We start from the raw sequence: 24,936 nt of genomic DNA, 5'->3' as shown, positions 1-24,936 counted from the left end.
AATGGACGCCGACTGGCTCGCGCGCGCCACCTTGTCGAATGCGGCGCGCGCCGGCGACGTGCTGACGTTCGACCTGACGGACCGCGACACGGGTGTCGTCTGGTGCGCGCGCCAGACCTGGTGGGAATGCGATCTGCGCTGCCGGCAATTCGAGCGCGAATACGCACTGAACGACGCGCTGGAACCGGAATGGGCGCTCATGCCGGTTGCGCTGATCCGCGCCTGCGACGGCCCGGTGCTCGTCTATCCGCGTGCGGACGGGCCTGCGTTCGACACGCTGGCGGACGGACGGCTGCCGCTCGGCGCGTTTTTCGATGCCGCGCTCGGCGCGGTGCGCACGCTCGGCGAACTGCATCGGCGCGGCTGGCTGCACGGCGATCTGCAACCGGCGAGCTTCGTCGTCGCCGCGCACGGCACGGTCATGCTCCGGTCGTTCGCGCATGCATGGAACCGGCAGACCGACAAGCCGCCATCGGACGCGATGCGCACGGATTTCGCCGCATACGCGGCGCCCGAAGTCCCCGAAAACGCCGGCGTCGACGAGCGCTCCGACCTGTACGCGTTCGGCATCACGCTGTTTCGCCTGCTGACGGGCGCGATGCCTTACCAGGCCGCGTCGACGTCCGAATGGGTTCACGCACACGTCGCGATGCAGCCGTCGCCGCCTGCGGCGTTTCGCGAAGACACGCCCCCGATCCTGGGCGACCTGATCCTGAAACTGATCGCCAAGGAGCCGGCCGACCGTTACCCGTCCTGCGAAGCCGTGCAGCACGACCTCGAGCGGCTCCGGCGCGACTGGCTCGCGTCGGGCCGCATCGAGCCGTTCGCGCTGGGCGGCCACGATCCGCTTGCGCGTTTGCGCAGCCCCGACATGCTGGTCGGCCGCGAAGCCGAATCGCGGCGGCTCGCCGACGTGCTGTCGGCCGTCTCCCGCACGGGCGACACGGCGATCGTGCTGATCGACGGCCCGGCCGGCGTCGGCAAGACCGCGCTGGCCGAGGCCTTCGCGCGCCATGCGCGCGAGGCCGCGCCGGCATCCTGGCGCGCGGCGGGGAAAGTCGACCAGTTCCAGCCCGTGCGCCCCTATGCGCCCGTGCTGCAGGCGCTGCGCTCGCTGTTCGGCAGCGCGCTGGCCAAGCGCGACGACGAGATCGCCGCGATCGCCGCACGCGTGCGCGACTGCGTCGGCCGCCAGGCGCATCTGCTGTCCGGCATCTTTCCCGAGATCGCGTGGCTGCTCGATGTCGAACCGGTCGCGTTCGGCCACACCGATGCGCTGCCGGAATTTCGCCTGTGCCAGATCGTCGTGAATGCGTTCCGCGCGTTCGCGGCGCCGGCCGAACCGCTCGTCGTGATGCTGGACGACATCCAGTGGGCCGACGACGCGACGCTCGCGTTTCTCGCGTCGATCGCGCGCGATCCGCCAGCCAATTTCTGCATCGTCGCGGGGTATCGGAGCGCGCAGCACCACGACCACACGCCCGCATTCCGCCGGTTCCTGCGCCGGCTCGATACACCCCGCGTCTCGACCCTGACGCTCGCGCCGCTCGCGCCGCGCGACGTCGCGCGCATGGTGGCGGGCATGCTCGGCGATTCGCCGGAGCGGCTGTCCGCGCTCGGCGACATCGTTCACCGCAAGACCGGCGGCAATCCGTTCTATGTCCAGCAGTTGCTGCGCACGCTGATCGACGAGCAGCTTCTCCGGTACGACGCCGTGCAGCGGGCCTGGCAGTGGGATGCGGCCGACGTCGACGCGCACCATTCGACCGAGAATGTCGTCAGCCTGCTGACGAAACGGATGCGGCGCTTGCCGCACGAATCGAGAACGCTGCTGGCCCTGCTCGCCTGTATCGGCACCGATGCCGACGAAGCGCTGTTGTGCGCGGCGTCCGGCCAGACGCCGGCCGAACTTCGCGGCTGGCTCGACCCCGCGCGCCAGGCGGGCCTCGTGTCGATGCTCGGCCAACGCTGGCGCTTCGCTCACGACCGCATCCTCGAGGCTGTGCACGCGCTCGGCGGGCCTGCGGAGCGCGCGCGGCACCACGCCCGCATCGCCGCCGCGATGCTCGCCCGTTCCGGCGCGCGGTCGACGGAATCCCTGCTCGAACTCGCGGCGCAGATCGAGCAGGCGACAACCGCACCGCTGGACGCCGCGCTCGCACTCGCGTTCGCGAACGCCCTCGTCACGGCCGCCGAGGCGGCCGTCGCGGCCGCGGCACGCGAGCGCGCGCTGTCGTTTCTCGCGTCCGCGCAAGCGTTGCTCGGCCCCGACGCATGGCGCCTGCACCCTGGCCTCGCGAGCCGGATCGGCCTGCTGCGCGGCGGCATTCTCCTCGCGGTCGGCGAAACCGCGCAAGCGGCCGACGTGATCGACGAACTCATGGCGCGCACGCGCACGCCGGCCGATCGCGCCGAGGCGCATCGCCTGAAGGCCGCGCAACTCACCGTCGAATCGCGCTACCGGCAGGCAGTCGACGTCGCGCTGGCCGGCCTGGCGCTGCTCGGCGTGGCGTTGCCGGCCGCCCCCGCCGAGGCCGATCTCGCGGCGGCCTGCGATGCCGTGCGCGACGCGCTCGCCGGCCGCGACATCCGCGAGCTCGTCGATTTGCCCGTGATGACCGACGCGCGCATCGAGGCAACGATGGCGCTGCTGACCGCGCTCGAGGCCGCGATGTTCTATCCGAGCAACGGGCTGATGCTGCTGCACTTCGCGACGATGGTGCGGCTGACCCTGCAATACGGCGTCACGGCCGCGTCGGTGCAAGGACTCGCGTGGTACGGCGTCAGCATCGCCGAGCATCACGACGCGTATGAAGACGGCCTGGAATTCGCGAAGGTCGCGCTCGCGCTCGTCGATCGTCACGGCTTCGAGCGCTACCGCTCGGCCACGCTGATCGCGCTCGACCAGGTGAGCGTCTGGACCCAGCCGCTGTCGTACGCGCTCGAGCGCGCCCGCGACGCGAAGGCCGCGGGCAACGCGAGCGCCGAACTGCGCTGGATGTGCTACAGCTGCAACCATATCGTCAGCGACCTGCTCGCGATGGGCGAAGCGCTGCCGGCCATCCGCGACGAGATCGATCCGCTGCTGGAGATCGCGCGCAGCGCGCGCTACGACGACATCGTCGACCTCGTTTCCACGCAGTCGGAATTCGTCGACGCGCTGCAGCTCGGCCACGGGCGGCCGATCGGCACCTGGCGCGCCCGCGCGTCGGCGAAAACGCCGATGTCGGTCCTGCAGTTCTGGACCGACGTGCTCGCGGGCCAGGCCGCATTCATCTTCGGCGAGGCGGACGCGGCGCGTGCGTCGCTCGATGCGGCGGCTTCGTTCGCCTGGTCGACGCCCGCGCACATCATGCTGTCCGACTTCCATCTCTTCAGCGTGCTGGCGGGCATCGCGAGCGATCGCGGCGCCACGCCGCCCGATCGGCTGCTCGAGCGATACGCCGCGCAGCGTGCCCGCTTCGCGTCATGGAGCGCGCGCAATCCGCCCACGTTCCGCAACAAGCTCGCGCTGATCGACGCCGAGTTCGCACGCGTGCGCGGCGAGCACGTCGTCGCGATGCAGCAGTACGAGACGTCGGCCGCACTCGCGGCGGAGCGGGGCTTCGTGCACGAACAGGCGCTCGCGCACGAACTGGCGGGACGGCACGCCGCCTCGCTCGGGTTGGCCGGCCCCGCGCGCCATCAGCTTCGGCTCGCGTATGCGTGCTACCGGCGCTGGGGCGCAACGGGCAAGACGCAGGCGATGGAATCGCAGCATCCGTTCCTGATCATGGAGCCGCCGCCGGGCGGCGCCGCCTCGCCCGCGCGCGAGGATCTCGACTTCGCGCTCGCGATGCGCGCGGCGCACTCGCTGTCCGAGGAAATCGTGCTGGAGCGGCTGATCCAGACGCTGATGCGCAACATGATCGTGTACGCCGGCGCGCGCTACGGCCTGCTGCTGCTCGCGCGGCACGAGCGGCTGACGATCGAGGCGGCCGCGCGGATCGTCGGCAGCGACGTGATCGTCGATATCGCCCGCAGCGAGCCCACCGAGCAGGACATCCCGCTGTCGATCCTGAACACGGTGGCGCGGACCCGCAAGCCGATCGTGCTCGCCAACGCGCAGCGCGAAGGCGTTCCCGACCACGTCGACAGCCTGCGCGCGCATTCGACGCGCTCGCTGTTCTGCCTGCCGCTCCTGAAGCAGGGGGCGCTGGTCGGCGTGCTGTATCTCGAGAACGCGTTGACCAACGGCGTGTTTTCGCCGCGGCGCATCGCGATGCTCGAAGTGCTTGCGCCGCAGGCGGCCAATGCGCTCGAATCCGCCTGTCTCTACGCGGAACTGATCGAGGAGAACAAGCGCCGGCTCGAGACCGAGGCCGCGCTGAGGCGTGCGCGCACCGAGCTCGCGCGCGCCGCGCACATGACGGTGATGGGGGAGCTGGCCGCGTCGATCGCGCACGAGATCAACCAGCCGCTGACGAGCGTCGTGTCGAGCGTCGGCGCGTGCATGCGCTGGCTGCGCGGCCCACAACCCGATATCGGCGAAGCGCTCGCGAGCCTCGAGGACATTCGCGCGTCCGGCAACCGCGCGGCCGACATCGTGCGGGCCTTGCGCTCGCTGGCCCGGCAGGCGCCGCCCGCGATGGCGCCGCTCGCGATCGACGAGCTGATTCGCGACATGCTGCATCTCACCGCGCCCGAAATCGACGCCAAGCAGGTCGCGCTGCGCATCGATCTGCGCTGCAACGGCATCTGCGTGATGGCGGATCGAACCCAGATCCAGCAGGTGATCCTGAACCTGGTCACCAACGCCCTCGACGCGATGGACGGGCTGGCGGCGCCGCGCGAACTCGAGGTCGCGTCGCGCCATGACGACGGCCACGTGGTCGTCGCCATCGCGGACCGCGGCGCCGGCATCGACGCCGGGATCGCGAACCGGATCTTCGATCCGTTCTTCACGACGAAGTCGAACGGCATGGGCATGGGCCTCGCCATCTGCCGCTCGATCATGGAAGCGCACGGCGGGACGCTCGAGGCCGCGCCGCGGGACGGGGGCGGCACGGTGTTGACGTTCCGGCTGCCGGTTTCGGCGCAGCGCTGACGCAACGGGCGGTGCGCGACCCGCGTGCGAAATACGGCCGCATTCAGAACGTTTCAGCCTCGCTTCAGGATTTGGCGTCGACGCCCGCGTAGACTGCCCTCACCCATCGCCGCACGCGGCCATCGCCCGTACACGGCCTCTCTTCCTGGAGTGACAGCATGCCCCCCGTCGCGCATCCCTGCCGCCGCGCAGAACCCGCATGAAGCCGAAACGACTCTGGCTCGGCGCGGCCGGCGTCGCGATCGCCGGCCTCGCGATCGCGATCGGCATCATGGTTCAGCCGTCGATCGCACCGATCGATCCGCCCGCGCGCGCGTCGTTCGATCCGCAGCGCGTGCGCGCCGGCGCACGCGTCGTCGCGCTCGGCGACTGCATCGTCTGCCACACCGCGAAGGACGGCCAGCCGTTCGCCGGCGGGCTGCCGCTCGCGACGCCGTTCGGCACGATCTATGCGACCAACATCACGCCGGATGCCGACACCGGCATCGGCCGCTGGTCGCGCGACGCGTTCGCGCGCGCGCTGCGCAGCGGCATCGCCCGCGACGGCCACCTGCTCTACCCGGCGTTTCCGTACATCCATTTCACGCGGATGACCGACGACGACATCACGGCCGCCTACGCGTACCTGATGACCCGCGAGCCCGTGCGCGCGGCCGCGCCGGCGAACGACCTGATCTTCCCGCTCAACTTCCGGCCGCCGCTGGCGTTCTGGAACCTCCTGTTCCTGCGCAAGGGCGCGTACCAGCCCGATCCGGCGCAATCCGCGCAATGGAATCGCGGCAAGGCGCTCGTCGACGGCCTCGGCCACTGCGCCTCCTGCCATTCGCCGCTGAACGCGATCGGCGGCGAACAGGCCGGCAAGGCCTTCGACGGCGGCCTCGTCGACGGCTGGGAAGCGCCGCCGCTCAATACGCTCGGCCAGGCCGTGCGCCCGTGGACGCAGGCGCAGCTCGTCACGTACCTGCGCACCGGCCGCGCGAGCGAGCACGGCGCGGCCGCCGGGCCGATGCTGCCCGTCACGCGCGATCTCGCGACGGTGCCGGTGGAGGACGTCGAGGCGATCGCCGCCTACCTCCTGTCGATCCAGAGGCCGGCCGGCGCACGGCCCGCGCCGCCCGCCGCCGCGCGCCATGCGGCGACGCCCGACGAACATCGCGGCGCGATGCTGTTCCAGGCGTCGTGCGCGCAGTGCCACGGGCCTGCGTCGCCGATGCAGTCGATCGGCGAACGGCCGACGCTCGCGTTCAGCACGGCCGTCAACGCCGACACGCCGCGCAACGCGATCCAGATGATGTTCAACGGAATCGGCTGGCATGGCGAGGATACCCTCAACTACATGCCGCCGTATCTCGACCAGTACGACGACGCGCAGATCGCGGACCTCGCCGCGTACATTCGCGCGGCCTACTCCGATCGCCCCGCGTGGACCGGCGTCGAAGCGATGGCCGCGAAGCTCAGAAAGGAGAACAGCGCGCGATGATCACCCTCAACGTGAACGGCGTGCAGCACACGCTCGACATCGACCCGTCCACGCCGCTGCTTTATGCATTGCGCAACGAACTGCACCTGCACGGCGCGAAGTTCGGCTGCGGGCTCGGGCAATGCGGCGCCTGCACCGTGATCGTCGACGACAAGCCGATGTTCTCGTGCCTGCTGCCGGTCGCAGCCGTCGGCGCGCGCCGCGTCAGGACGATCGAGAGCCTCGGCAGCGCCGAGCATCCGGGCCCGCTGCAGCGCGCGTTCGTCGATCACCAGGCCGCGCAGTGCGGCTACTGCATCGCGGGGATGATCATGCGCGCCCAGGCGCTGCTCGAACGCAACCCGAAGCCGACCGAACGCGAGCTGCGCACGCACATGGAGCCCAATCTGTGCCGCTGCGGCACCCACATGCGGATCCTGGCGGCCGTGCGCCAGGCCGCGGGCCTGCCCGAGCCGGACGCCGCGTCCGCCCCTGTCATGATCACCAGGTCACTGTGATGAACGACCACGACGACATCGACGAAGGCCGCCGGCACTTCATGGTTTCCGGCGCGCTGTTCGTCGCGTTCAGCCTCGCGCCGGCCGCCCGCGCCGCCGCGCAGATGGTGATCGCGGACGAAGGCGCCGCCGTGCACGTATCGAAAGCCACGGCCGCGCTCCCCGGCAGCCTGAAGACCAACCCGCTGCTCGACGCGTGGATCAGGATCGCGCCCGACGGCAAGGTCACCGTGTTCACGGGCAAGGTCGAGCTCGGCACCGGCGTGCGCACCGCGCTGCTGCAGGTGGCCGCCGAGGAGCTCGGGATGAAGCCCTCGCTGATCACCTTCCTGACCGCCGATACCGGCGCATCGCCCGACGAGGGCTTGACCGCCGGCAGCCACACGATGGCGGACAGCGGCTCCGCGCTGCTGCATGCCGCCGCGCAGGTGCGCGGGCTGCTGGTCGACGCGGCGGCGAAGCAGTTCGGCGTCGACGCGCGCCTGCTGACGACCGCCGACGCCGTGATCAAGGCGCCCGACGGCCGCACGCTGCGCTACGGCGACGCGGTGCGCAGCGTCGACCTGCATCGCAGCGCGACGCCGACGTCGCCGCTGAAGGATCCGGCCACGTTCATGGTGATCGGCACGTCGCTGCCGCGCGTCGACATTCCGAACAAGGTCACGGGCGGCGTCAGCTACGTGCAGGACATGACGCTGCCGGACATGCTGCATGCGCGCGTCGTGATGCCGCCCGTATACGACGCGAAGCTGCTCGCGTTCGACGAAGCCGCGATCCTGAAGCTGCCCGGCGTCGTGCGGATCGTGCGCAACGGCAGCATGCTCGCCGTCGTCGCGCGCGGCGAATGGCAGGCCGTCGTCGCGCAGCGCGCGCTGGCCGCCGGCTGCCGCTGGTCGCCGGGCCGGCCGCTGCCCGATCGCAAGACGGTGCACGACGACCTGAAGCGGATCGCGACGCAGCGCATCGAGATCGCCAACGCACATGCGCCAACCGCGCCGGCCACCAAAACGCTCGCCGCGACGTTCCGGAAGAACTACCTGCTGCACGGCTCGATCGGGCCGTCGTGCGCGGTCGCCCGGCTCGAGAACGGCATGCTGACCGTGTGGACCCACTCGCAGGGCGTCTACCCGCTGCGCGACGCGCTCGCCGAGATGCTGTCGATGCCGAAGGAAAGCGTGCGCTGCATCCACACCGAAGGGTCGGGCTGCTACGGGCACAACGGCGCGGACGACGCGGCCGCGCATGCCGCGCTGATCGCGGCCGCGCTGCCCGGCAAGCCGATCCGCGTGCAGTGGATGCGCGAGCAGGAACATACGTGGGATCACTTCACGCCGGCGATGGTCACCGAACTCAGCGCGTCGCTCGATGCGGGCGGCCATATCGTCGACTGGAACTACGCGCTGTGGAGCAGTTCGCACAACGAGCGCATCGTCAACGCGGGCCGGCTGCTGCCCGCGCGCATGCTGGAGCCGCCGTTCGCGCCCGCGCCGTCGACGCCGATGCTGCAGCCCGAGGGCGGCGGCGACCGCAACGCGATCCCGCTGTATGCACTGCCGAACCTGCACGTCGTCAATCACTTCTCGCCGACGATGCCGCTGCAGACCTCGGCAATGCGCTCGCTCGGCGCGCACACGAACGTCTGGGCGATCGAGAGCTTCATGGACGAGCTCGCGCACGCGGCCGGCGTCGATCCGGTCGAGTTCCGGCTGCGGCACATGCAGGATCACCGCGCGCGCCACGTGATCCAGCTCGCCGCGACGCGCTTCGGCTGGCCGCGGCCGCCGCGCGCGCGCAACCGCGGAGTCGGCTTCGCGTTCGGCAAGTACAAGAACCTGATGGCCTACGTCGCGCTCGCGGTCGAGATCTCGGTCGTGCCGGAAACCGGCCACGTGACGCTCGAACACGCGGAGGCGGCGGTCGACGCCGGCCAGATCGTGTCGCCGGACGGCATTCGCAACCAGATCGAAGGCGGCATCGTGCAGGCCGCGAGCTGGACGCTGTACGAGGCGCTGCAATACGATACGCAGCGCATTCGCAGCTTCGACTGGAGCAGCTATCCGATCCTGCGCTTCTCGGCCGCGCCGCAGAGCATCAAGGTTCATCTGATCAATCGTCGCGGCGCGCCGTTCCTCGGCGCGGCGGAGGCGTCGATGGGGCCGACCGCGGGCGCGCTCGCCAATGCGATCTTCGATGCGACCGGCCAGCGCATGCGCGAAATGCCGTTCGCCGGCGACGGGCTCAGGAAGCGCATCGACGCATAGCGGCGCACACATGCACACGACAGCGCGCCGGCACGCACCGGCGCCGACGATTCACGGGTTGGAGAGGATCGAACGATGGATACACTGCTTTCGATGCGCGTGTTTACGCGCATCGTCGAGACGGGCAGCTTCACGCGCGCGTCGGATACCACGGGGCTCACCACGCCGCGCGTGTCCGCGCTGCTGAGCGCGCTCGAACAGCACCTCGGCTGCCGGCTGCTGAACCGCACGACACGCCGCATCGCACTGACCGAGGACGGTCAGGCCTACTACGAACGCTGCGTCGCGGTGCTGCGCGAGATCGACGACATGGAAGCGTCGGTATCCCACGCGCGCGACGCGCCGCGCGGCCGCCTGAAGGTGAACCTGCCGCCGGCCATGGCGAAGCAGATCATGGTGCCGGCGCTGCCCGCGTTCCTGGCCGCGCATCCGGGCATCATGATCGAGCTGGGCGTGACCGATCGCCAGATCGACCTCGTCGGCGAGGGCGTCGATTGCGTCGTGCGCATCGGCGCGCTCGACGATTCCGGCCTGATCGCGAAGCGGATCGGCAGCCTGACGACCTGCACCTGCGCATCCCCCGCCTATCTCGAACGGTGCGGCGAGCCGGCCACGGTCGACGATCTCGCGCAGCACGTCGCGGTCAGCCACGTCTCCGCCGACACGGGGCGGCCGCGGGCCTGGGAATACGTGGTCGACGGCGAACCGCGCGTGATGCAGATGTGCGGCACGGTGGCCGTCAACGACGCGGATACCTATATCGCGTGCGGCGTCGCGGGAATCGGCTTGATCAAGACCTCGCTGTTTCTCGTCGAGCCCTACCTGAAGTCGGGCGCCTTGCGCGAGGTGCTGACCGACTTCAATATGCCGCCGCGGCCGATTTCGGTGCTGTATCCGCCGAACCGCCACGTGCCGGCCAAGCTCAAGCTGTTCGTCGACTGGCTCGCCGGCCTGTTCGAGCAGATTCCGACGCTGCAGGGCAAGCGGGGCTGAACGCGGCCGGCGCATGCGCGGTGCGGCGGCCTTTGCACGGTGCGCAAAGCTCGATTGCGCACCGGACGTATTCCTCCGCGATCGATCGACCTCTAACCTGACGGCAGTGCGGTGGCCTGTTTCGCCGCGGCGGCCAGGGCCGTTCGCGCGCAGCAACGCTGCCGGCACGCTCCCCCGACTTCCCGCGGGATCGGCCGCTTCCCCGGCACGGCCCTGCCTTACGTGAGAGGAAACCATCATGTCTTCCCTGCTCGGCAATTACGATCTGCGCGGCCTCGCGCTGCCCAACCGCGTCGTGATGGGCCCGATGACGCGTTCGCGCGCGCCATCGCGCGGCCAGCCGACCGAACTGATGGCCGAGTACTACGCCCAGCGCGCATCCGCCGGGCTGATCGTGACCGAAGCGACCCACGTCAGCCCGGCCTCCGCACCGTTCGAGCTGACGCCGGGGCTCGTCACCGACGAACAGGCGGCCGGCTGGAAAACGATCACGGACGCCGTCCATGCAAAGGGCGGCCGCATCTTCGCCCAGCTGTGGCACGGCGGGCGCGTCGGCTCGATGGCGCTGCTCGGCGGCGCGGCGCCTCTGTCGCCGTCCGGCGTGAACGACGATCTCGAACAGCTTCAGGTATGGGCCCAGCTGAGCAACGGCTACTACACGAAGATTCACGCGACGCCGTCGCGCGCGATGACGACCGGCGAAGTGGTCGAAGCGGTGGCCGAATTCCGGCGCGCGGCGGCGCGCGCGATGGCGGCCGGCTTCGACGGCGTCGAAATCCACGCGGCCAACGGCTACCTGCCGCACCAGTTCCTGTCGTCGACGCTGAACCGCCGCGACGACCGTTACGGCGGCTCGGTCGCGAACCGTGCGCGTTTTCTCGAGGACATCGTCGACGCGGTGGGCGGCGTGATGCCGCTGAGCCGCGTCGGCGTGCGCATCTCGCCGTACGCGACATACAACAACGTGCGCGACGCGGACCCTGACGCGACCTACGCGTACGTCGGCCGCATGCTCGACGAAGCCGGCATCGCCTATCTGCACGCGGCCGACACCAATGGCTGGAGCGGCGAACCCGATCTGCCGCGCATCGTCGAGCACGCGCGCAAGACCTTCGGCGGCACGCTGATCGTCAACGGCGGCATCTCGCCGGAAGCCGCGAACGCGCTGATCGCAGCCGGCGACGCCGATCTCGTCGCGTTCGCGCGCGCCTACATCGCGAACCCCGACCTGGTCGAGCGCATCGCGGCGAACGCGCCGCTCGCCGCGCCCAAGGCAGTGGGCTGGTATGGCGGGGACCGCGCGGGATACGTCGACTATGCGCGTCACGGCGAAGCCGGTGCGGCGGCCTGAGCAACGGGTGCGCGTGTACGCCTCGCAAGCGCCGGGTCATTTCGGCATCGGAAGATAGCGCGTGCGCGCCGGCGACAGGATCGCGAACGGCATGCAACGCAAGTTTGCGGACGACACCGAGGCAACGACATGGACAAATTCTCCTCACTGCGCGCGTTCGTGGAAGTGGCGGAAGCCGGCGGCTTCTCGCGCGCGGGACGACGTCTCGATCTCGCCGCTTCGTCCGTGGTGCGTGCCGTGGATGCGCTCGAGGCGTCGCTCGGCGCCGTGCTGCTGAATCGCACGACGCGGCAGGTGACCCTGTCGGACGCGGGCGCCGTCTACTACGCACACGCGAAGCGGCTGCTCGAGGCGCTCGCCGAAGCCGACGCGCTCGTCTCCGATCGCGGCAGCGAACCGTCCGGGCCGTTGCGCGTGTCCGTTCCCGTCGTCTACGGCGCGCGCTGCATTGCGCCGCACGTCGCCGCCTTCCTCGCGCGCTACCCGAAGCTCGACATCGACCTGCAGCTCACCGACGAACGGGTCGATCTCGTCGTCGGCCGGATCGACGTCGCGATCCGGCTCGGCGCGGCCGAGCCCTCGGCGGATGTCGTCGCGCGGCCGCTCGGCACGTTCCGGCGCTATGTCGTCGCGAGCCAAGCGTACCTGGACGCGCACGGCACGCCGGCGATGCCCGGCGAGCTGGTCGATCACGCCTGCCTGCGCTTTCACTTCGGCGGCGATCAACAGGCCTGGACCTTCGCCGATGCCCACGGCACCACGAAAGTCATCGTTGCCGGGCGCCTCAAGTCGAACCACAGCGAAGTGCTGCGGGATGCCGCGCTCGACGGCGGCGGCATCGCGCTGCTGCCCGACTGGCTGGTCGGCGCGGACGTCCGGTCGGGCCGGCTGCGCCGGTTCTTCGAACAATACGACGTCACGCCCGATGCGGCCCGCTCGGTCATCACCGCGCTCTACCTGCCGAATCAGCGGGGCTCTAAACGCGTCGCCGCGTTCATCGATTTCGTCGAATCGCTCGCGCGCGCGCCAGAATTCCATGAGGAGAACGGAGCATGACGAACGACGTATCGGGGCCGCTGGCTGTCGTGATCGGCGGATCGGTGGGCGGGCTTTTCACGGCGACCGCATTGCGTGCGGCCGGATGGCGCGTCAAGGTATTCGAGCAATCGCCGCGCGAGCTCGACAGCCGTGGCGGCGGCATCGTGCTGCAGCCGCCGATCGTCCGTGCGTTCGCGTTCGGCAGCGTACCCGTGCCGCGCGAGGCGGGCGTCGATTCGGTCGAGCGGATCTATCTCGACGCGCACGACGGGATCGTGCAACGCCTCCGCAGTCCGCAAACGCAAACCGCGTGGAACGTGATCTACACGGCGCTGAAGCGCGCGCTGCCCGCCGGCATCGTTCACGCAGGCGAATCGTTCGAGCGGTTCGAGCAAGGCGGCGACCGCGTGATCGCGCGCTTCGCGAGCGGCCGCGTCGAGCAGGCCGACCTGCTGGTCGGCGCCGACGGCGGCCGGTCGAACGTCCGCGCGCAACTCGTTCCGGACGCACGGCCCGCATATGCGGGCTATGTCGCGTGGCGCGGGCTCGTCGACGAACGCGCGCTTTCCGATTCGGCGCTGCGCACGTTGCGCAACCGCTTCACGTTCCAGCAAGGCGATGCGCATCTCTTCCTGACTTATCTGGTGCCCGGCCGTGACGGCGCGGTCGAGCCCGGGGAGCGGCGCGTGAACTGGGTCTGGTACCGGCGTCTCGCGCCAGACCGGCTGCCGGCGCTGTTCCTCGCACAGGACGGCACGCAGCGCGACGGCTCGCTGCCGCCCGGCGCGATGCGGGACGACCATCGGCGCGAACTCGTCGACGCGGGCCGCCGGATGCTCGCGCCGACGCTCGCCTCGCTCGTCGACGCGACGCGCGCGCCGTTCGCTCAGGCCATTCAGGATCTCGCGGTCGACAGGATGGTGTTCGGGCGCGTGGTATTGCTCGGCGACGCGGCCTGCCTCGTGCGGCCGCATACGGCGGCCGGCGTCGCGAAGGCCGCGACAAATGCGGTCGATCTTGCCGAGGCGTTGCGGGACGTCGCGCGTGGCGAGGCGCTCGATGCCGCGCTGGCGCGGTGGGAGGCCCGCCAGCTTGCGGGCAATGCGTCGCTGTCCAGGCTCGGGATCTCGCTCGGTACGCGGATCATGGGGGCTGCGTGATGGAAGGGCCGACGGCGTAGGCGCGTCGTTCGCTCGCGCAATCGTTATGACCGCGCCGCGGTCGACCGATCCGTGCCGCCGCCCTCACCGCACCCACAGATCGGCGAAAGGCACGAAGCCCCAGGGCACGGCCTCGACGCCGGCCACACGCGATCCCACCTCGATATGCTGGTGCTCGTGCGAGATCGGGATCAGCCAGCCCGCCTCGACCAGTTGCCGGCCGATCGTCTCGTAGTCCGCCATTCGCGCAGCCGCGTCGGTTTTCGCCTGAACCTCGGCCAGCCGGCGATCCAGCTCGACGGTGGAATGCGCCGGCATCCACTGCCGGAACAGGCTGTCGGCACCGAACCACTCGTAGCATCCGAAATCTTCGTCGTCGTGCAGGATCTCGCTGCCCAGCAGCAGGTCGGCCGAATCCAGCCAGTCGCGGCGGATCAGGTCGGCATAGGGCAGCGCCATCACGCGCAGCCTGATATCCGCGTCGCGCAGCCTGGCTTCTATCGCGCGGGCCAGGACCAGCTCGTCGTGGGTCTGTCCCGTCACCAGGGTGAGTTCGGTCCGTGCCGGTATGGAAGGTCTGGGCCCCGGTCTCGCAACGCGATGCCGCCAGGCCGGCAGCAGGCCGGCCGCCGGCCGCCGCGCCGGGTCGTCCCGGCCGAACAGATGGCTCGGCGCGAGCCAGTCCGCCAGCGCCAGCCGCTGCCCGACTTCGCGGAACACGTCGCGCGTGGCGTTGCACACCACGTAGGTACATCCTGCCTGCACGCGCACGATACCCTTGCTGCCTTGCGCATCGGAAGCCGAGTGGCCGAACCTGAGATCGAATTCGTCCACCGGTTCGGAGGCGGGAAGAAACCAGAGATCCACTTCGTCGAGCAGCGCGCGCTCGCGATAGTGATGGCCGAACGCCGACAGCGTGATGCGGTATTCGCTGTGGCGCGTCAGCTTGAACGGCCCGGTTCCGATCGGCATGCGCGCGAAGTCGGGCTTGCGGTGGCGCGGCACGATCGACGCATTGGCCGCCGCCAGGCGATGCGGCCACAAATGATCGATCTCGCTCAAGCGGCAGACGATGCGCCGGCCTTCGCCGATTTCCACATCGCGCAGGTGCCGGTACAGACGCTGGAAGTGGCTCGGTTCGTCGCGCATGCGCAGCAGGGTGTGCCGTACGTCTTCCGGCTCCAGGGTCCTGCCGTCGTGAAAGCTGACGTTCGGCCTGAGCCAGAAATGCCAGGCCCGGCCCGCGTCCTGAGGCTCCCAGTGATGGGCCAGCGCCGGCACCAGGCGCTGCGTAGCCCCGTCGAACTCGGTCAGGCGCGAGAAGATCTGCCGCACCAGATGCGCTTCCAGCCGGCTGATCACGCGATAGGGGTCGAGCAGATCCACTGGACGATAGAGGGGAATGCGCAGGCGATGGCCGTGTGACCCCGCAGCCCGGATCCCGAGAAAATCGGGGAGCAGCTTCAGCAGTTGCTGGCGCTGCGGGTCCGCCAGGCTGGCAAATGCCTGCTCCAGTTCGCCTTCGGCCAGCAGCGCGGCAAGACGGTCGAGCCCCGCGTGCTGCGGCGGCACCAGGATCGTGAGCCGGGAAAAGTGGCCGCGGCCGCGCGAGGCCTCCCATCGCAGCCAGCCTTGCGCCTCCATCTTGCGCAACAGGCCCCGCGCATTGCGCTCGGTGCAATTCAGGGCCCGCGCCAGCGCCGTCAGACCAGGCTGGCTGTCCTGCCCGTCGAGAAACTCGGCAAGCCGCCGAAACTGGTCGATCAGTCGCATAAAAGAGGAAACGAAAATTTCGATATTTGCCGTTTTTATTGTGTCCGACCTTATGCAGAATGTCTACGCAAATAAAATGAATCGAATCCAATCCGGCATCCCATCGATATGCGCCTGCGTCGTTTTGGTGATTTTTTCGATTTTGTTGCCAATGACCAACGCGCATGCGATTTCAATTCTTTCAATTATTAACTCAACCACCGTCGCGTGAATATTGCTACTTGGGCACGGCATCGCGCCGGTCATTATCAATAATCCTGGATAGTTAATGAACGAAATCGAATTTCACCACTCGCCGCCCCACAACCGGCTGGTCCACCAGGTCGAACGGCCCCACGGCGAACCCCGTCAGCTGAAGCTTTTGTGCCGGACAAAACAAAGGGCAGCCATAATGTCTATGGCCGAAATTAAATTCAAATACTTCGAAGCATTCAGCAAAACCTCGCATCAACTCAAAGCAGCGGATGCCTATCGTCATCTCCATTTGCGATTGAGTATCCGCCGCCATCGGCAGTTCGAGACCGTGCGGTTCAATATCGAATCTTCAGGCTCACCTCGATTCAACGGAGCGAATGCCGAATGACCAAAGCCCCGATACTCCGGCCTCTGTACGCGCTGGCCTTCCTGCTGAATTTCGGCCGCGCCCTGACCTTCACCTTCTTTCCGATCTACCTGTCGACGAGCCTGGGGTTTTCTCCCTTGCAGGTGGGCTATGTCCTGGGCTTTCCCCTGATGATCGCGACGCTGGGCGGCGTCTATTGCGGGATCCTGGTCGACCGCTTCACGCCGCTGCGCGCGCTGCTGATCGTGATCGTGGCGTCCGCCGTGATCTATGCGCTGATCCCGACGACCAGCGGGTTCTGGTTCGTGTTCGTCTACCTGACGCTCATCGAGCTGTCGTTCACGACCATGCACCTGTCGATCAAATCCCTGCTCACCGGCCTGCTGCCGGAACAGCAGCGAAGCGCCGCATTTTCGGCCAACTACACGATCATCAACGTCGCGTTCTGCACCGCGCCGGTGGCCGGCATCGCGATCAGCCGTGTCTCGCCGCGGCTTCCGATGCTGGTGTCCGCCGGCTTGATCGTGGCGGCCCTGGCCATCCTGATCGTCCATTTCCAACGCTACCGCATCGATGCGAACACGGCCGGCCCGCAGGCGCGGGATCGCCTCGGAGCAAGGGAGATCCTGGCCGTGCTCGCCAGCGATACGCGCTTGCAGCTGTTCACCCTGGGCGGATTTTTCAGCTCGCTCGTCTACGCGCGATTCGCCACCTACCTTTCCCAGTATCTCGGGCGCGTGACGTTCGAGGCACAGGCCATGGAACTCGTGTCGCTGATCACCGCGGTCAACGCCGCAACCGTCATCCTGCTGCAATACCTGGTGGGGCGCCGGATATCCACCCGCAACATGCTGGCAGCCGTGGTGGCCGGCAGCGCCATGCTGGCAGCGGGGCTGCTGGTTTACGATCGTTCCGTGCTCCCCGCCGTCTGGATCGCCGGAACCCTCCTCTTCACGCTCGGCGAGATCCTGATCGTGCCTGCGGAATTCCTGTTCATCGATGCGATCGCGCGCCCCGACATGAAGGGCGCCTATTTCGGCGTCCAGAACATTGCGATGCTGGGCGGCGGGCTGAATGCAGTCCTTTGCGGGTTCTTGTTGAACAGCGGGCTCGGCGCGAACGCCCTGTTCTACTTCATGGTGTTTTTTTCCATGGTGGGCTGCCTGTTCTACGTGGCAGGCGTTCGCCATCAAGCCGGCGCGAAACCGGTCGGGCCGGCAAACGGGGGAGTTTGAGCGCATGCGGTCAACGATTCTCGAACATTGCGTCGCCTGTTCCCCCAGCGACTGCGCGGCCACCGCGGCATGTTCGCGAGCGCGGCATTCTGTTGCGCGGCCTGACCCATTTGCACGATGGTCTGGTCGACTTGCTCGATGCCTCGGCGCTGTTCGTCAGACGCGGCGGCAATCTCGCCGACGATGTCGGCGATCCGCGCCGGGCGAACCGCAAAGCCCGGAACAAATATGAGAGAATCCGCTCGTCGCGTGACTGGCGCCACGAGATAGAACACTATCGGGAAGCGCGACATTGTCCGACTTGCCGCGCGCCTGGGCTCATTTCCATTTCAAATAACTGACGCCCAGGATATGCCTGCCCCCCTTCACGCATCGCCCCATCCCTTGCTGACGCGTTGGCCGAAGGTTTGCCCGGCCCTGCGGCGTGCCAGCCAGCCTTGGATGCCCGAGACCTCCCCCTTCACTCCCGTCACGTCTCGATTTGAATCGAGCAGATCGATCGTCACTTCCGCGACACGTCGCTCAAAGGACGATGCACGCGTTGCACGGAGTGCCCGATGACAGTCTGCCGATTCGAGAATGCAATCCAGAAAGAAGCGCTCGCGCTATATGGACTTATCAGAAAAATTGAAGTAAGGACGGCCGCTGAGTTGCCGTCGGCAATGGCTGAAATCGAAAACGCCCGAAAAGAAGGGCGTTGGGTCGCCCTTCAACTCGGCTATTCCCTCGGCGCATGGCTCGAGCCGGCGCTCATGGACGAAGGCACTCGCTCGACGAAGGGCGATGTGCCCCGCATGACCGCACTCGTCTTCGAACGTGCCGCGCACGAACCGGCATGGGAATCCCCGTCTCGTCCGCAATCCGGCCGCATCGTCAACGCTGCCCCAAGAATCGGCCTCGGAGAATACCGAAAGAAGATATCCGACATCAAGCATTGGCTGGAGAACGGCGACGTCTATCAGATCAATCTCACTTTTCCGATCGACGTAGAAATAGAGGGCAGCCCCGAACTTCTGTACAGGGAAATCATAAATCGCCACCCGGTAGCGCATGCGGCATTTATCGACGACGGTGAATCGCAGGTGCTGTCATTTTCGCCGGAGCTGTTCCTGTCCAGATCGGGAAGCATCCTGACGAGCCGCCCGATGAAAGGCACGTCTCCTCGGCACCGGAATCCGGAACAAGACCTGATATCCGCTCGCACTCTGCAGGCCAGCACGAAAGACCGGGCCGAGAATGCCATGATCGTCGACCTGTTGCGTAACGACATGGGAAAGATCGCCCGCACCGGCTCCGTCAAAGTGGAGAAGCTGTTCGATCTCGAGTGCTATCCGTCGATTTGGACCCTGACCTCCACGATCAAGGCCGATATCGGACAGGCATCCTTCTTCGAGATACTCCGCGCGCTCTTCCCGTGCGGCTCGGTCATCGGAGCACCGAAAATCGCAGCGATGCGCTACATCCGGCAGCTCGAGCGCGAAGACAGAGGCCTCTACTGCGGGAGCATCGGGTGGATGGCACCCAATGGGGACTTCTCGCTGAACGTCGCCATCCGGACACTCGTGCTGGAAAAAGGCGGCGCCGGCGTGTATGGGGGCGGCGGCGGCGTGGTACTCGACTCCGAAGCGGATCTCGAATGGAGCGAATGCCAATGGAAATCCCGGGTACTCGGCAACGTCTGCGACGAAGGGTGGGCGTGAAACGCCCGGCACGCTTCGGCAATCGACCATGCGCATTCAGCGCCCGATGATGCCGGTCGCCAGACCGGGGGGGTTTGGGCACCATCGTGAGCGAAGCTCATGCAAGAAGCCCGTGGACCTGCGCCATCGGATCGAGCATGCGTCGCTCCTTGACGACGACGATCTCCGAGCCATGAAGCGGCTGAACGTCTCTCCCAGTTTCCTGATCGGCCATGTCGGCTACTGGGGGCGCGCTTTCCGGAGCATCATCCTGGGCGAAGAACGTGCTCAGAAGCTCGACCGATGCAAGTCGGCGCTGCGCGAGGGTCTTCGCATCAGCCTGCACAGCGACCGCTTCGTCTCTCCGCTGGGGCCGCTGCGCTATATGGACCAGGCAATAGGACGGGTGATGGAAGCCGATCCGGAGCTCGGTGTGTTGAACGAGGCGGAATGCCTGACCGTGCCCGAAGCGCTACGCGCGGTGACCATCGACGCTGCGTGGCAATGCCATCTGGACGAGCAGATCGGCTCACTGAAGGAAGGCAAGCAGGCTGACCTCGTGATTCTGGACCAAAATCCGCTTCAGGGTAAACCGAGCAATCCTTATCAACTGCGCAATATTCATGTGCTGGAGACATGGGTCAGCGGGCGCAGGGTTTACGCGGCTTCGCCGACGGAAAACAGCTAGGCCATCACGCTTCGTCGCCGCGCGGTCCGGTTCGCGGGTCACTCGCCTGGATACCGGTGATCAGCGCCCCCCGCCGGAGAATGGTTCATGCGAAATCGTTCCGGGCAAACCGGACTTCTACCGGGAATTCCGCCGTTCGCCACCACGCCCGTGAGGCGGGCCTGACGCCCGCCCGCGCCACGCATACGCCACCCATGGCACATCTGAATTTTTCCAGACGGTATGTACGCCGCCCCAATCGGGCGTTAGCATGCATCCCTGACGCCCGGCTGCTCGGGCGTGCATCGTTTTCTCCACGGAAATTCCCAGATGAAGCTTTCCTTCGAAGCGCTCGAAGCACTGGACGCGATCGACCGCACCGGCACGTTCGCCGAAGCGGCCGAGTTGCTGCACCGCGTCCCGTCGGCGCTGACCTATCTCGTCCAGAAGCTCGAAAGCGATCTCGGCGTGGTGCTGTTCGATCGCAGCGGCCGCCGGGCAAAGCTCACGCAGGCAGGCCGCGTGGTCGTCGACGAAGGCCGGCGGCTGCTGTTCGCCGCGGGCCAGCTCGAAATGCGAGCGCAGCGGATCCAGTCGGGATGGGAAGCGGAACTGCGCATCTGCATCGACGAGATCATGCCGTTCGCGGCGCTGTGGCCGTACGTCCATGCGTTCGACAAGCTGCAGATGGACACGCGCCTGCGCCTGTCGACCGAAGTGCTCGGCGGTTCCTGGGACGCGCTGATCACCCGCCGCGCCGACCTGATCGTCGGCGCGCCCGGCGAGCCGCCGGCGCTCGCGAACATCGTCACGCGCCCGATCGGCGAGATGCGCCACATCTTCGCGATCGCGCCGCACCACCCGCTCGCGGCCGAGCCGGAACCGCTGACGATGGCCGACGTCGCGCGCCATCGGCGCATCGTCATCAGCGATACGTCGCGCGAGCTGGCGCCGTGGTCGATCGACGTCGAGCCCGGCCAGCAGGTGCTCGCCGTGTCGAGCCTCGCCGCCAAGGTCGCCGCGCAATGCGAAGGCCTCGGCGTCGGCGCGCTGCCGGCGTGCATCGCCGATCGCGAGATCGCCGACGGCAAGCTCGTCGCCCGCACGGTCACCGGGATGCGGGACGTCACGCAATGCTTCCTCGCGTGGCGCGACGACGAGGTCGGCCGCGCGCTGGGCTGGTGGATCGAGCAGTTCGACCGCCCGGACCTGATCGAGCGGTTCACCCAAAGCCTCTGATCGAAACGGCCGTCAGGTCGCCACACCGTGCGCGGCGGCGGCCGGCCGCTCGATGCCGGCAAGCGTGCCGCCGAGCCGCATGAGTTCCGCGACGAGCCAGCGTTCGCCCGTTTCTTCGCAGCGCTGCAACGCGGCGTCGAGCACGGCCTTCGCTTCCTCCGCGCGACCGTCGGCGGCGATGCAGCGCGCGTATTGCGCAAGCAGGAACGTCCGCGGCGCGCCATAGCCCGTTTCCGACAACGCGTCGAGCGCGGCACGGAACGGCGCCGCCCGCGACGCACCCGCGCCGGTCGCGGCCTTCACGCATTCGTCGTAGCAATCGCAGCAGGCCAGCCATACGCGAAAGCCCGCGCGGCTCGCGCACGCGCGCAGCGCGGCAATGCCCCGCTCGGCCACGTCGAACGCGCCGGCGAGCAGCGCGACCGGGATCAGCCCCTCGGCCAGCACGTTGCCGATCACGGTGTCGGGCGCGTAATCCCTTGCGAGGTCGAACGCCTGCGTCGCGCTGCGCAGCGCGTCGTCCGGCGCGCCGAGCGCCCACTGCACGCGGGCGAACATCGCCTGCGCGACGATCCCGTGCTCGGGGTGCAGGCCGGCCTCGTGCCAGCGCCGTTCGCCGTACGCGCACACGCTCAGCATCTGCTCGAGCCTGCGGTGCGCGGCTTCCTGCTCGCCCGCATAGTGAAGCGCGCTTGCCTCGGCATGTAACGCGAGCACCTTCGCCGACCCACGTTCGCTTCCGTGCGCCCGGGTGCGCAGACGGCGCGCCCACCGCAATGCGTCGCGCGCATCGCCGGCCTGCTGGCTCGCGCTCCATCGGCCCCACAGCGCGCGCAGCTCGTATTCGGCGTTCCCCGCCGCGACGGCAAGCCCATGTACCTCCGACCAGGCCGCGTGCACGGCCTGCGTCGCGTTCGCCGTATAGGCCAGCGCGACCGCAAACGCGGCGAGCAGGCGCATCCGCGTGTCGTCGGACACCGGCCCGACGTCCGGATCGCGCGCCGCGGCCAGCGCGACGCGCGCCCGCTCGCAGCATTCGTCGACGAGCGACAGGTCGAACAGGCACGGCACCGCGACCGCCGCCAGCGCGATGCCGACCGTCTTGTCGCCGCTCGGCGAGAAGGCCCAGTCGAGCGCGGCGCGCAGGTTGCCGAGCTCGTGCCGGACAGCCTCGAGCCAGGTGGCCGCCCGCGCGTCGAATCGGCCCGCCGGCGCCTGCATGAACAGCGTGTGGAAGAAACGCGCATGCGCGAGCGCCGCGGCCTTGCATTCGCCGTTGTTCTCGAGTTGCCGGAGCGCATAGGCACGCGTCGTCGCGAGCAGCCGGTAACGCGGCGCGCCGCGCGCGTCCTCGCGGATCAGCAGCGATTTCGCGACCAGGCCGGCCACCGCATCGAGGATCGCCGTGCCCGACAGCACACCGCCTTCGACGACGTGCTCGACCGCCTCGAGCGAGAAGCTGTCGCGGAACACGCCAAGCCAGCGCAGCAGCATGCGCTCGTGCTCGTCGAGCAGCCGGTAGCTCCAGTCGTACATCGCCTGCAGCGTCTGGTGGCGCGGCAGCGCGGTCCGGAAGCCGCCCGTCAGCAGCCGGAAGTGGTCGTCGAGATGCGTCGCCAGCACGTCGACGCCCAACAGCGCCGCACGGGCCGCCGCCAGCTCGATCGCGAGCGGCAGGCCGTCGAGGCGCCGGCAGATCGCCGAAATCAGCAGCACGCCGCGCGTATCGAGCGGAAAGCCCTGGTCGGCGGCACGCGCGCGGGCGATGAACAACTGCACCGCGCTCGTCGCCAGGATCGCGTCGCAACCGTCGGCTTCGCCGGGCACGTTCAGCGGCGGCACCGGGCGCAACCATTCGCCGCGAATGCGCAGCGCCTCGCGGCTCGTCGCGAGGATGCGCAGGTCCAGGTGGGCGTCCGCGAGCGCGCCGGCGAGCTGCGCGACCGCATCGATCACGTGCTCGCAGTTGTCGAGCACGAGCAGCATCCGGCGATCGGCGAGGTGGGCGACGAGGGCGTCGAGCGTGGCCGGCCCCGTCGGCTCGTCGATGCCGAGCGCGGCGGCGAGCGCATCGGGCACGAAACGCGGGTCCGACACGGCCGCCAGCGGCACGAATGCGACGCCGTCGGCGAAGCGGGCGGCGACCTGCGTCGCCACCTCCACCGCGACGCGGGTCTTGCCGATGCCGCCCGCGCCGACCAGCGTCACGACGCTCGCGGCATCGAGCGCGGCGATCACTTCCGCGATCGTCTGCTCCCGGCCAATGAGCGCGGACGACGCGACGGCGCACCGCGGCAGCGCGTCGCGCGGCGGCGGCGGCGGCGGTGGTTCGTCCGGCCCGCGCGGCGCATCGTCGTCGCGGCGGAGCGCGAGCCGATAGCCGCGGCCCGGGACGGTCACGATCAGGTCGCGATCGTCGGCAAGCGCCTTGCGCAGCGCGGCGATATGCACCTGCAGGTTGTTTTCCTCGACCACCGTGCGCGGCCACACGCGCTGCATGATGTCGTCCTTCGATACCAGCGCGCCATTCGCGTGGATCAGCAGCTCGAGAATGTCGAAGGCTCGGCTGCCGATCCGCAACGGCTCGCCGTTCGCGCGGATTTCACGTCTATCGAGAAAGACTTGAAGTGCTCCAATGTGGATCATGGCGATTCGGTCTTTCCTGAAATGAGTCAACGGCGGCAGGCGCGGCATGCCGCCGGTCAGGCTATCGATGCTACGTCTTATGCACGTTTCCATGCTTTAAATATTCAGAACCCACTGATCAAATTTATTGAAATGACGCAGTGCGGCAATCCGGACATGCCCTGCGTTGACGCGGGTCTGCCGGGTTTTCGGGCAATATTTCAGCGTCCGGCGCGCTTCCCGGTATTTCATTCCGAAGATCATTTTAATCGGCCGAATGGTGCGACAGCCGCGCATGCTTTATACGAATGAATATTCGAATTTACCCATGCATTCATATTCCAGCCGTGAACCGGCAATTCGGCGCCGCTGCCGTGCGGTGCTTCGCTTCCGCTTCAGAACGATTCAGGTTTTGCGCAGGACTTTCGGTGGACGGCCGCGCACACTGCAGCACAGCGACGGCACAACGGCCCGCTCGCGCCGGTGCGCGCCGGCGGCGTTCCTTTCACCGACACCGGACCTCCCCACCCAAATGAACGACGCACCAACCGCCGACACGATCGCCTTCGACAGCGGCATTGCCGCGCGGCACGACCGCCGCGCGCGCGCGATGGCCGCCCGGTTCGCCCGCTGAGGACGACGACGATGGGACGAAGCGTCGCCGGCATCCCGATTCCCGACAGCGCACTCGCATGCGCGGCGGCCGCGACGGTGGCCGCGCAGGAGCCGGAGATCCTGTACCGGCACGCGATGCGGGTGTTCCTGTTCGCGTCGCTCATCGGCCGGCGCCGCACGCTGGCGTTCGATTCCGACCTGCTGTACGTCGCCGCGCTGTTTCATCTCGTCGGCCTGACGGAGCGTTACCGGCATTCATGCCAGCGCTTCGAGATCGACAGTGCGAATGCCGCGCGCACGTTCCTCGCCGAACACGGCGTGCCGCCGACGGACTCGGCCGACGCGTGGCAGGCAATCGCGCTGCATACCGCATTCGGCCTCCATTCGCACATGGCGCCGCTCACGGCGCTGCTCGGCACGGGCGTCGAAACCGAGTTGTTCGGCGCGCACTTCGACGAAGTCACGCGCGCCGAGCGCGATGCCGTGCTGTGCGCGTGGCCGCGCGGCGCGGGCTTCAAGGAGCTGTTCCTCGAAGCGCTCGCCGAAGGCCTCGCGCAGCGCACGGCGACGACCTTCGGCAGCATCGGCGACGACGTGCAGGAGCGGTACGACCCGAACTACCGCCGCATGAACTTCTGCGGCCGGGTGCTCGGCTCGAACTGGCAGGACTAGTGC

General features: G+C 68.3%; 20 protein-coding genes and 1 riboswitch. Of the genes, 16 read left to right on the top strand and 4 right to left on the bottom strand.

Features of this window, described 5'->3' with window-relative positions; translation table 11 throughout:
- Window position 1 precedes the first annotated feature (1 nt).
- The 8 genes from HWY45_RS21865 (at window position 2) to HWY45_RS21830 (ending at window position 13,866) form a co-directional block, all read left to right on the top strand.
- On the top strand, window positions 2-5,086 hold the full coding sequence (locus HWY45_RS21865; protein WP_059880626.1) for a trifunctional serine/threonine-protein kinase/ATP-binding protein/sensor histidine kinase: 5,085 nt from the start codon (window positions 2-4) through the stop codon (window positions 5,084-5,086).
- 199 nt (window positions 5,087-5,285) lie between these two features.
- On the top strand, window positions 5,286-6,566 hold the full coding sequence (locus HWY45_RS21860; protein WP_059880629.1) for a c-type cytochrome: 1,281 nt from the start codon (window positions 5,286-5,288) through the stop codon (window positions 6,564-6,566).
- Window positions 6,563-7,063, top strand: coding sequence for a (2Fe-2S)-binding protein (locus HWY45_RS21855; protein WP_059880631.1), 501 nt, complete (start codon window positions 6,563-6,565; stop codon window positions 7,061-7,063). Before HWY45_RS21860 ends, HWY45_RS21855 begins: the two co-directional genes overlap by 4 nt.
- Window positions 7,063-9,324, top strand: a complete 2,262-nt coding sequence (locus tag HWY45_RS21850) for a xanthine dehydrogenase family protein molybdopterin-binding subunit (protein ID WP_059880634.1) — start codon at window positions 7,063-7,065, stop codon at window positions 9,322-9,324. Before HWY45_RS21855 ends, HWY45_RS21850 begins: the two co-directional genes overlap by 1 nt.
- 75 nt (window positions 9,325-9,399) lie before the next feature.
- Window positions 9,400-10,317: a LysR family transcriptional regulator gene (locus tag HWY45_RS21845; protein ID WP_059566831.1), complete on the top strand. Its 918-nt coding sequence runs from the start codon at window positions 9,400-9,402 to the stop codon at window positions 10,315-10,317.
- A gap of 238 nt (window positions 10,318-10,555) precedes the next feature.
- Window positions 10,556-11,668 (top strand): alkene reductase, encoded by a 1,113-nt coding sequence (locus tag HWY45_RS21840; RefSeq protein WP_059880637.1) that lies wholly within the window; start codon window positions 10,556-10,558, stop codon window positions 11,666-11,668.
- 129 nt (window positions 11,669-11,797) lie between these two features.
- Window positions 11,798-12,724 carry a LysR family transcriptional regulator gene (locus HWY45_RS21835; RefSeq protein WP_059880641.1) on the top strand — a complete coding sequence of 309 codons (927 nt, stop codon included), beginning with the start codon at window positions 11,798-11,800 and terminating at the stop codon, window positions 12,722-12,724.
- A complete protein-coding gene (locus HWY45_RS21830) occupies window positions 12,721-13,866 on the top strand; it encodes an FAD binding domain-containing protein (RefSeq protein WP_059880644.1) in 1,146 nt (381 codons plus the stop codon). Before HWY45_RS21835 ends, HWY45_RS21830 begins: the two co-directional genes overlap by 4 nt.
- A gap of 84 nt (window positions 13,867-13,950) precedes the next feature.
- Here the strand turns inward: HWY45_RS21830 and HWY45_RS21825 are convergent, their stop codons facing one another.
- Window positions 13,951-15,639, bottom strand: a complete 1,689-nt coding sequence (locus HWY45_RS21825) for an SgrR family transcriptional regulator (RefSeq protein WP_059880647.1) — start codon at window positions 15,637-15,639, stop codon at window positions 13,951-13,953.
- A gap of 63 nt (window positions 15,640-15,702) precedes the next feature.
- The gene (locus HWY45_RS21820) at window positions 15,703-15,885 is read right to left on the bottom strand and encodes a hypothetical protein (RefSeq protein WP_059880650.1); all 183 of its coding nucleotides are present in this window, start codon (window positions 15,883-15,885) and stop codon (window positions 15,703-15,705) included.
- Window positions 15,886-15,907: 22 nt separating this feature from the next.
- Between HWY45_RS21820 and HWY45_RS21815 the strand changes: the two genes are divergently transcribed.
- Complete coding sequence (locus HWY45_RS21815) at window positions 15,908-16,222, top strand: hypothetical protein (RefSeq protein WP_150998637.1); 315 nt, start codon at window positions 15,908-15,910, stop codon at window positions 16,220-16,222.
- Window positions 16,219-17,436: an MFS transporter gene (locus HWY45_RS21810; protein WP_059880657.1), complete on the top strand. Its 1,218-nt coding sequence runs from the start codon at window positions 16,219-16,221 to the stop codon at window positions 17,434-17,436. The genes HWY45_RS21815 and HWY45_RS21810 overlap by 4 nt, the downstream gene beginning before the upstream one ends.
- A gap of 239 nt (window positions 17,437-17,675) precedes the next feature.
- A riboswitch (ZMP/ZTP riboswitch) is annotated at window positions 17,676-17,761 on the top strand.
- Between the two features lie 40 nt (window positions 17,762-17,801).
- On the opposite strand, the gene HWY45_RS21800 is transcribed toward HWY45_RS21810, so the two are convergent.
- Complete coding sequence (locus HWY45_RS21800; RefSeq protein WP_155628773.1) at window positions 17,802-17,942, bottom strand: hypothetical protein; 141 nt, start codon at window positions 17,940-17,942, stop codon at window positions 17,802-17,804.
- A gap of 51 nt (window positions 17,943-17,993) precedes the next feature.
- Here HWY45_RS21800 and pabB point away from each other — a divergent pair, with 51 nt between their 5' ends.
- The 3 genes from pabB (at window position 17,994) to HWY45_RS21785 (ending at window position 21,021) form a co-directional block, all read left to right on the top strand.
- The gene (gene pabB, locus HWY45_RS21795) at window positions 17,994-19,136 is read left to right on the top strand and encodes an aminodeoxychorismate synthase component I (protein WP_059880660.1); all 1,143 of its coding nucleotides are present in this window, start codon (window positions 17,994-17,996) and stop codon (window positions 19,134-19,136) included.
- Between the two features lie 112 nt (window positions 19,137-19,248).
- Complete coding sequence (locus HWY45_RS21790) at window positions 19,249-19,803, top strand: amidohydrolase family protein (protein ID WP_059891341.1); 555 nt, start codon at window positions 19,249-19,251, stop codon at window positions 19,801-19,803.
- A gap of 309 nt (window positions 19,804-20,112) precedes the next feature.
- Window positions 20,113-21,021: a LysR family transcriptional regulator gene (locus HWY45_RS21785; RefSeq protein WP_059806299.1), complete on the top strand. Its 909-nt coding sequence runs from the start codon at window positions 20,113-20,115 to the stop codon at window positions 21,019-21,021.
- Window positions 21,022-21,033: 12 nt separating this feature from the next.
- Here the strand turns inward: HWY45_RS21785 and HWY45_RS21780 are convergent, their stop codons facing one another.
- Window positions 21,034-23,667, bottom strand: coding sequence for an ATP-binding protein (locus HWY45_RS21780; protein WP_059880665.1), 2,634 nt, complete (start codon window positions 23,665-23,667; stop codon window positions 21,034-21,036).
- Between HWY45_RS21780 and HWY45_RS21775 the strand changes: the two genes are divergently transcribed.
- From HWY45_RS21775 to HWY45_RS21765, 3 genes are read left to right on the top strand one after another with little or no spacing between them, the layout of a single operon-like run.
- Entirely contained in the window at window positions 23,644-23,958 is a 315-nt protein-coding gene (locus HWY45_RS21775; RefSeq protein WP_150998634.1) for a hypothetical protein, read from the top strand. The genes HWY45_RS21780 and HWY45_RS21775 overlap by 24 nt on opposite strands.
- A gap of 16 nt (window positions 23,959-23,974) precedes the next feature.
- On the top strand, window positions 23,975-24,280 hold the full coding sequence (locus HWY45_RS21770; protein ID WP_150998631.1) for a hypothetical protein: 306 nt from the start codon (window positions 23,975-23,977) through the stop codon (window positions 24,278-24,280).
- A gap of 11 nt (window positions 24,281-24,291) precedes the next feature.
- Complete coding sequence (locus HWY45_RS21765; RefSeq protein WP_059566817.1) at window positions 24,292-24,933, top strand: HD domain-containing protein; 642 nt, start codon at window positions 24,292-24,294, stop codon at window positions 24,931-24,933.
- Window positions 24,934-24,936: the final 3 nt, after the last annotated feature.

The sequence above is a fragment of the Burkholderia stagnalis genome (assembly GCF_902830275.1).
GTDB lineage: Bacteria > Pseudomonadota > Gammaproteobacteria > Burkholderiales > Burkholderiaceae > Burkholderia > Burkholderia stagnalis.
Note: the sequence above shows the minus strand (reverse complement) of the source record. Positions and strands in the feature narration are given on the sequence as shown.

Coding starts and splice junctions, on each gene's coding strand:
- HWY45_RS21825 (WP_059880647.1), bottom strand. CDS start 15,639: ATGCGACTGATCGACCAGTTTCGGCGGCTTGCCGAGTTTCTCGACGGG.
- HWY45_RS21865 (WP_059880626.1), top strand. CDS start 2: ATGGACGCCGACTGGCTCGCGCGCGCCACCTTGTCGAATGCGGCGCGC.
- HWY45_RS21765 (WP_059566817.1), top strand. CDS start 24,292: ATGGGACGAAGCGTCGCCGGCATCCCGATTCCCGACAGCGCACTCGCA.
- HWY45_RS21785 (WP_059806299.1), top strand. CDS start 20,113: ATGAAGCTTTCCTTCGAAGCGCTCGAAGCACTGGACGCGATCGACCGC.
- HWY45_RS21815 (WP_150998637.1), top strand. CDS start 15,908: ATGAACGAAATCGAATTTCACCACTCGCCGCCCCACAACCGGCTGGTC.
- HWY45_RS21835 (WP_059880641.1), top strand. CDS start 11,798: ATGGACAAATTCTCCTCACTGCGCGCGTTCGTGGAAGTGGCGGAAGCC.
- HWY45_RS21820 (WP_059880650.1), bottom strand. CDS start 15,885: ATGACCGGCGCGATGCCGTGCCCAAGTAGCAATATTCACGCGACGGTG.
- pabB (WP_059880660.1), top strand. CDS start 17,994: ATGACAGTCTGCCGATTCGAGAATGCAATCCAGAAAGAAGCGCTCGCG.
- HWY45_RS21845 (WP_059566831.1), top strand. CDS start 9,400: ATGGATACACTGCTTTCGATGCGCGTGTTTACGCGCATCGTCGAGACG.
- HWY45_RS21855 (WP_059880631.1), top strand. CDS start 6,563: ATGATCACCCTCAACGTGAACGGCGTGCAGCACACGCTCGACATCGAC.
- HWY45_RS21780 (WP_059880665.1), bottom strand. CDS start 23,667: ATGATCCACATTGGAGCACTTCAAGTCTTTCTCGATAGACGTGAAATC.
- HWY45_RS21830 (WP_059880644.1), top strand. CDS start 12,721: ATGACGAACGACGTATCGGGGCCGCTGGCTGTCGTGATCGGCGGATCG.
- HWY45_RS21770 (WP_150998631.1), top strand. CDS start 23,975: ATGCATTCATATTCCAGCCGTGAACCGGCAATTCGGCGCCGCTGCCGT.
- HWY45_RS21860 (WP_059880629.1), top strand. CDS start 5,286: ATGAAGCCGAAACGACTCTGGCTCGGCGCGGCCGGCGTCGCGATCGCC.
- HWY45_RS21810 (WP_059880657.1), top strand. CDS start 16,219: ATGACCAAAGCCCCGATACTCCGGCCTCTGTACGCGCTGGCCTTCCTG.
- HWY45_RS21840 (WP_059880637.1), top strand. CDS start 10,556: ATGTCTTCCCTGCTCGGCAATTACGATCTGCGCGGCCTCGCGCTGCCC.
- HWY45_RS21850 (WP_059880634.1), top strand. CDS start 7,063: ATGAACGACCACGACGACATCGACGAAGGCCGCCGGCACTTCATGGTT.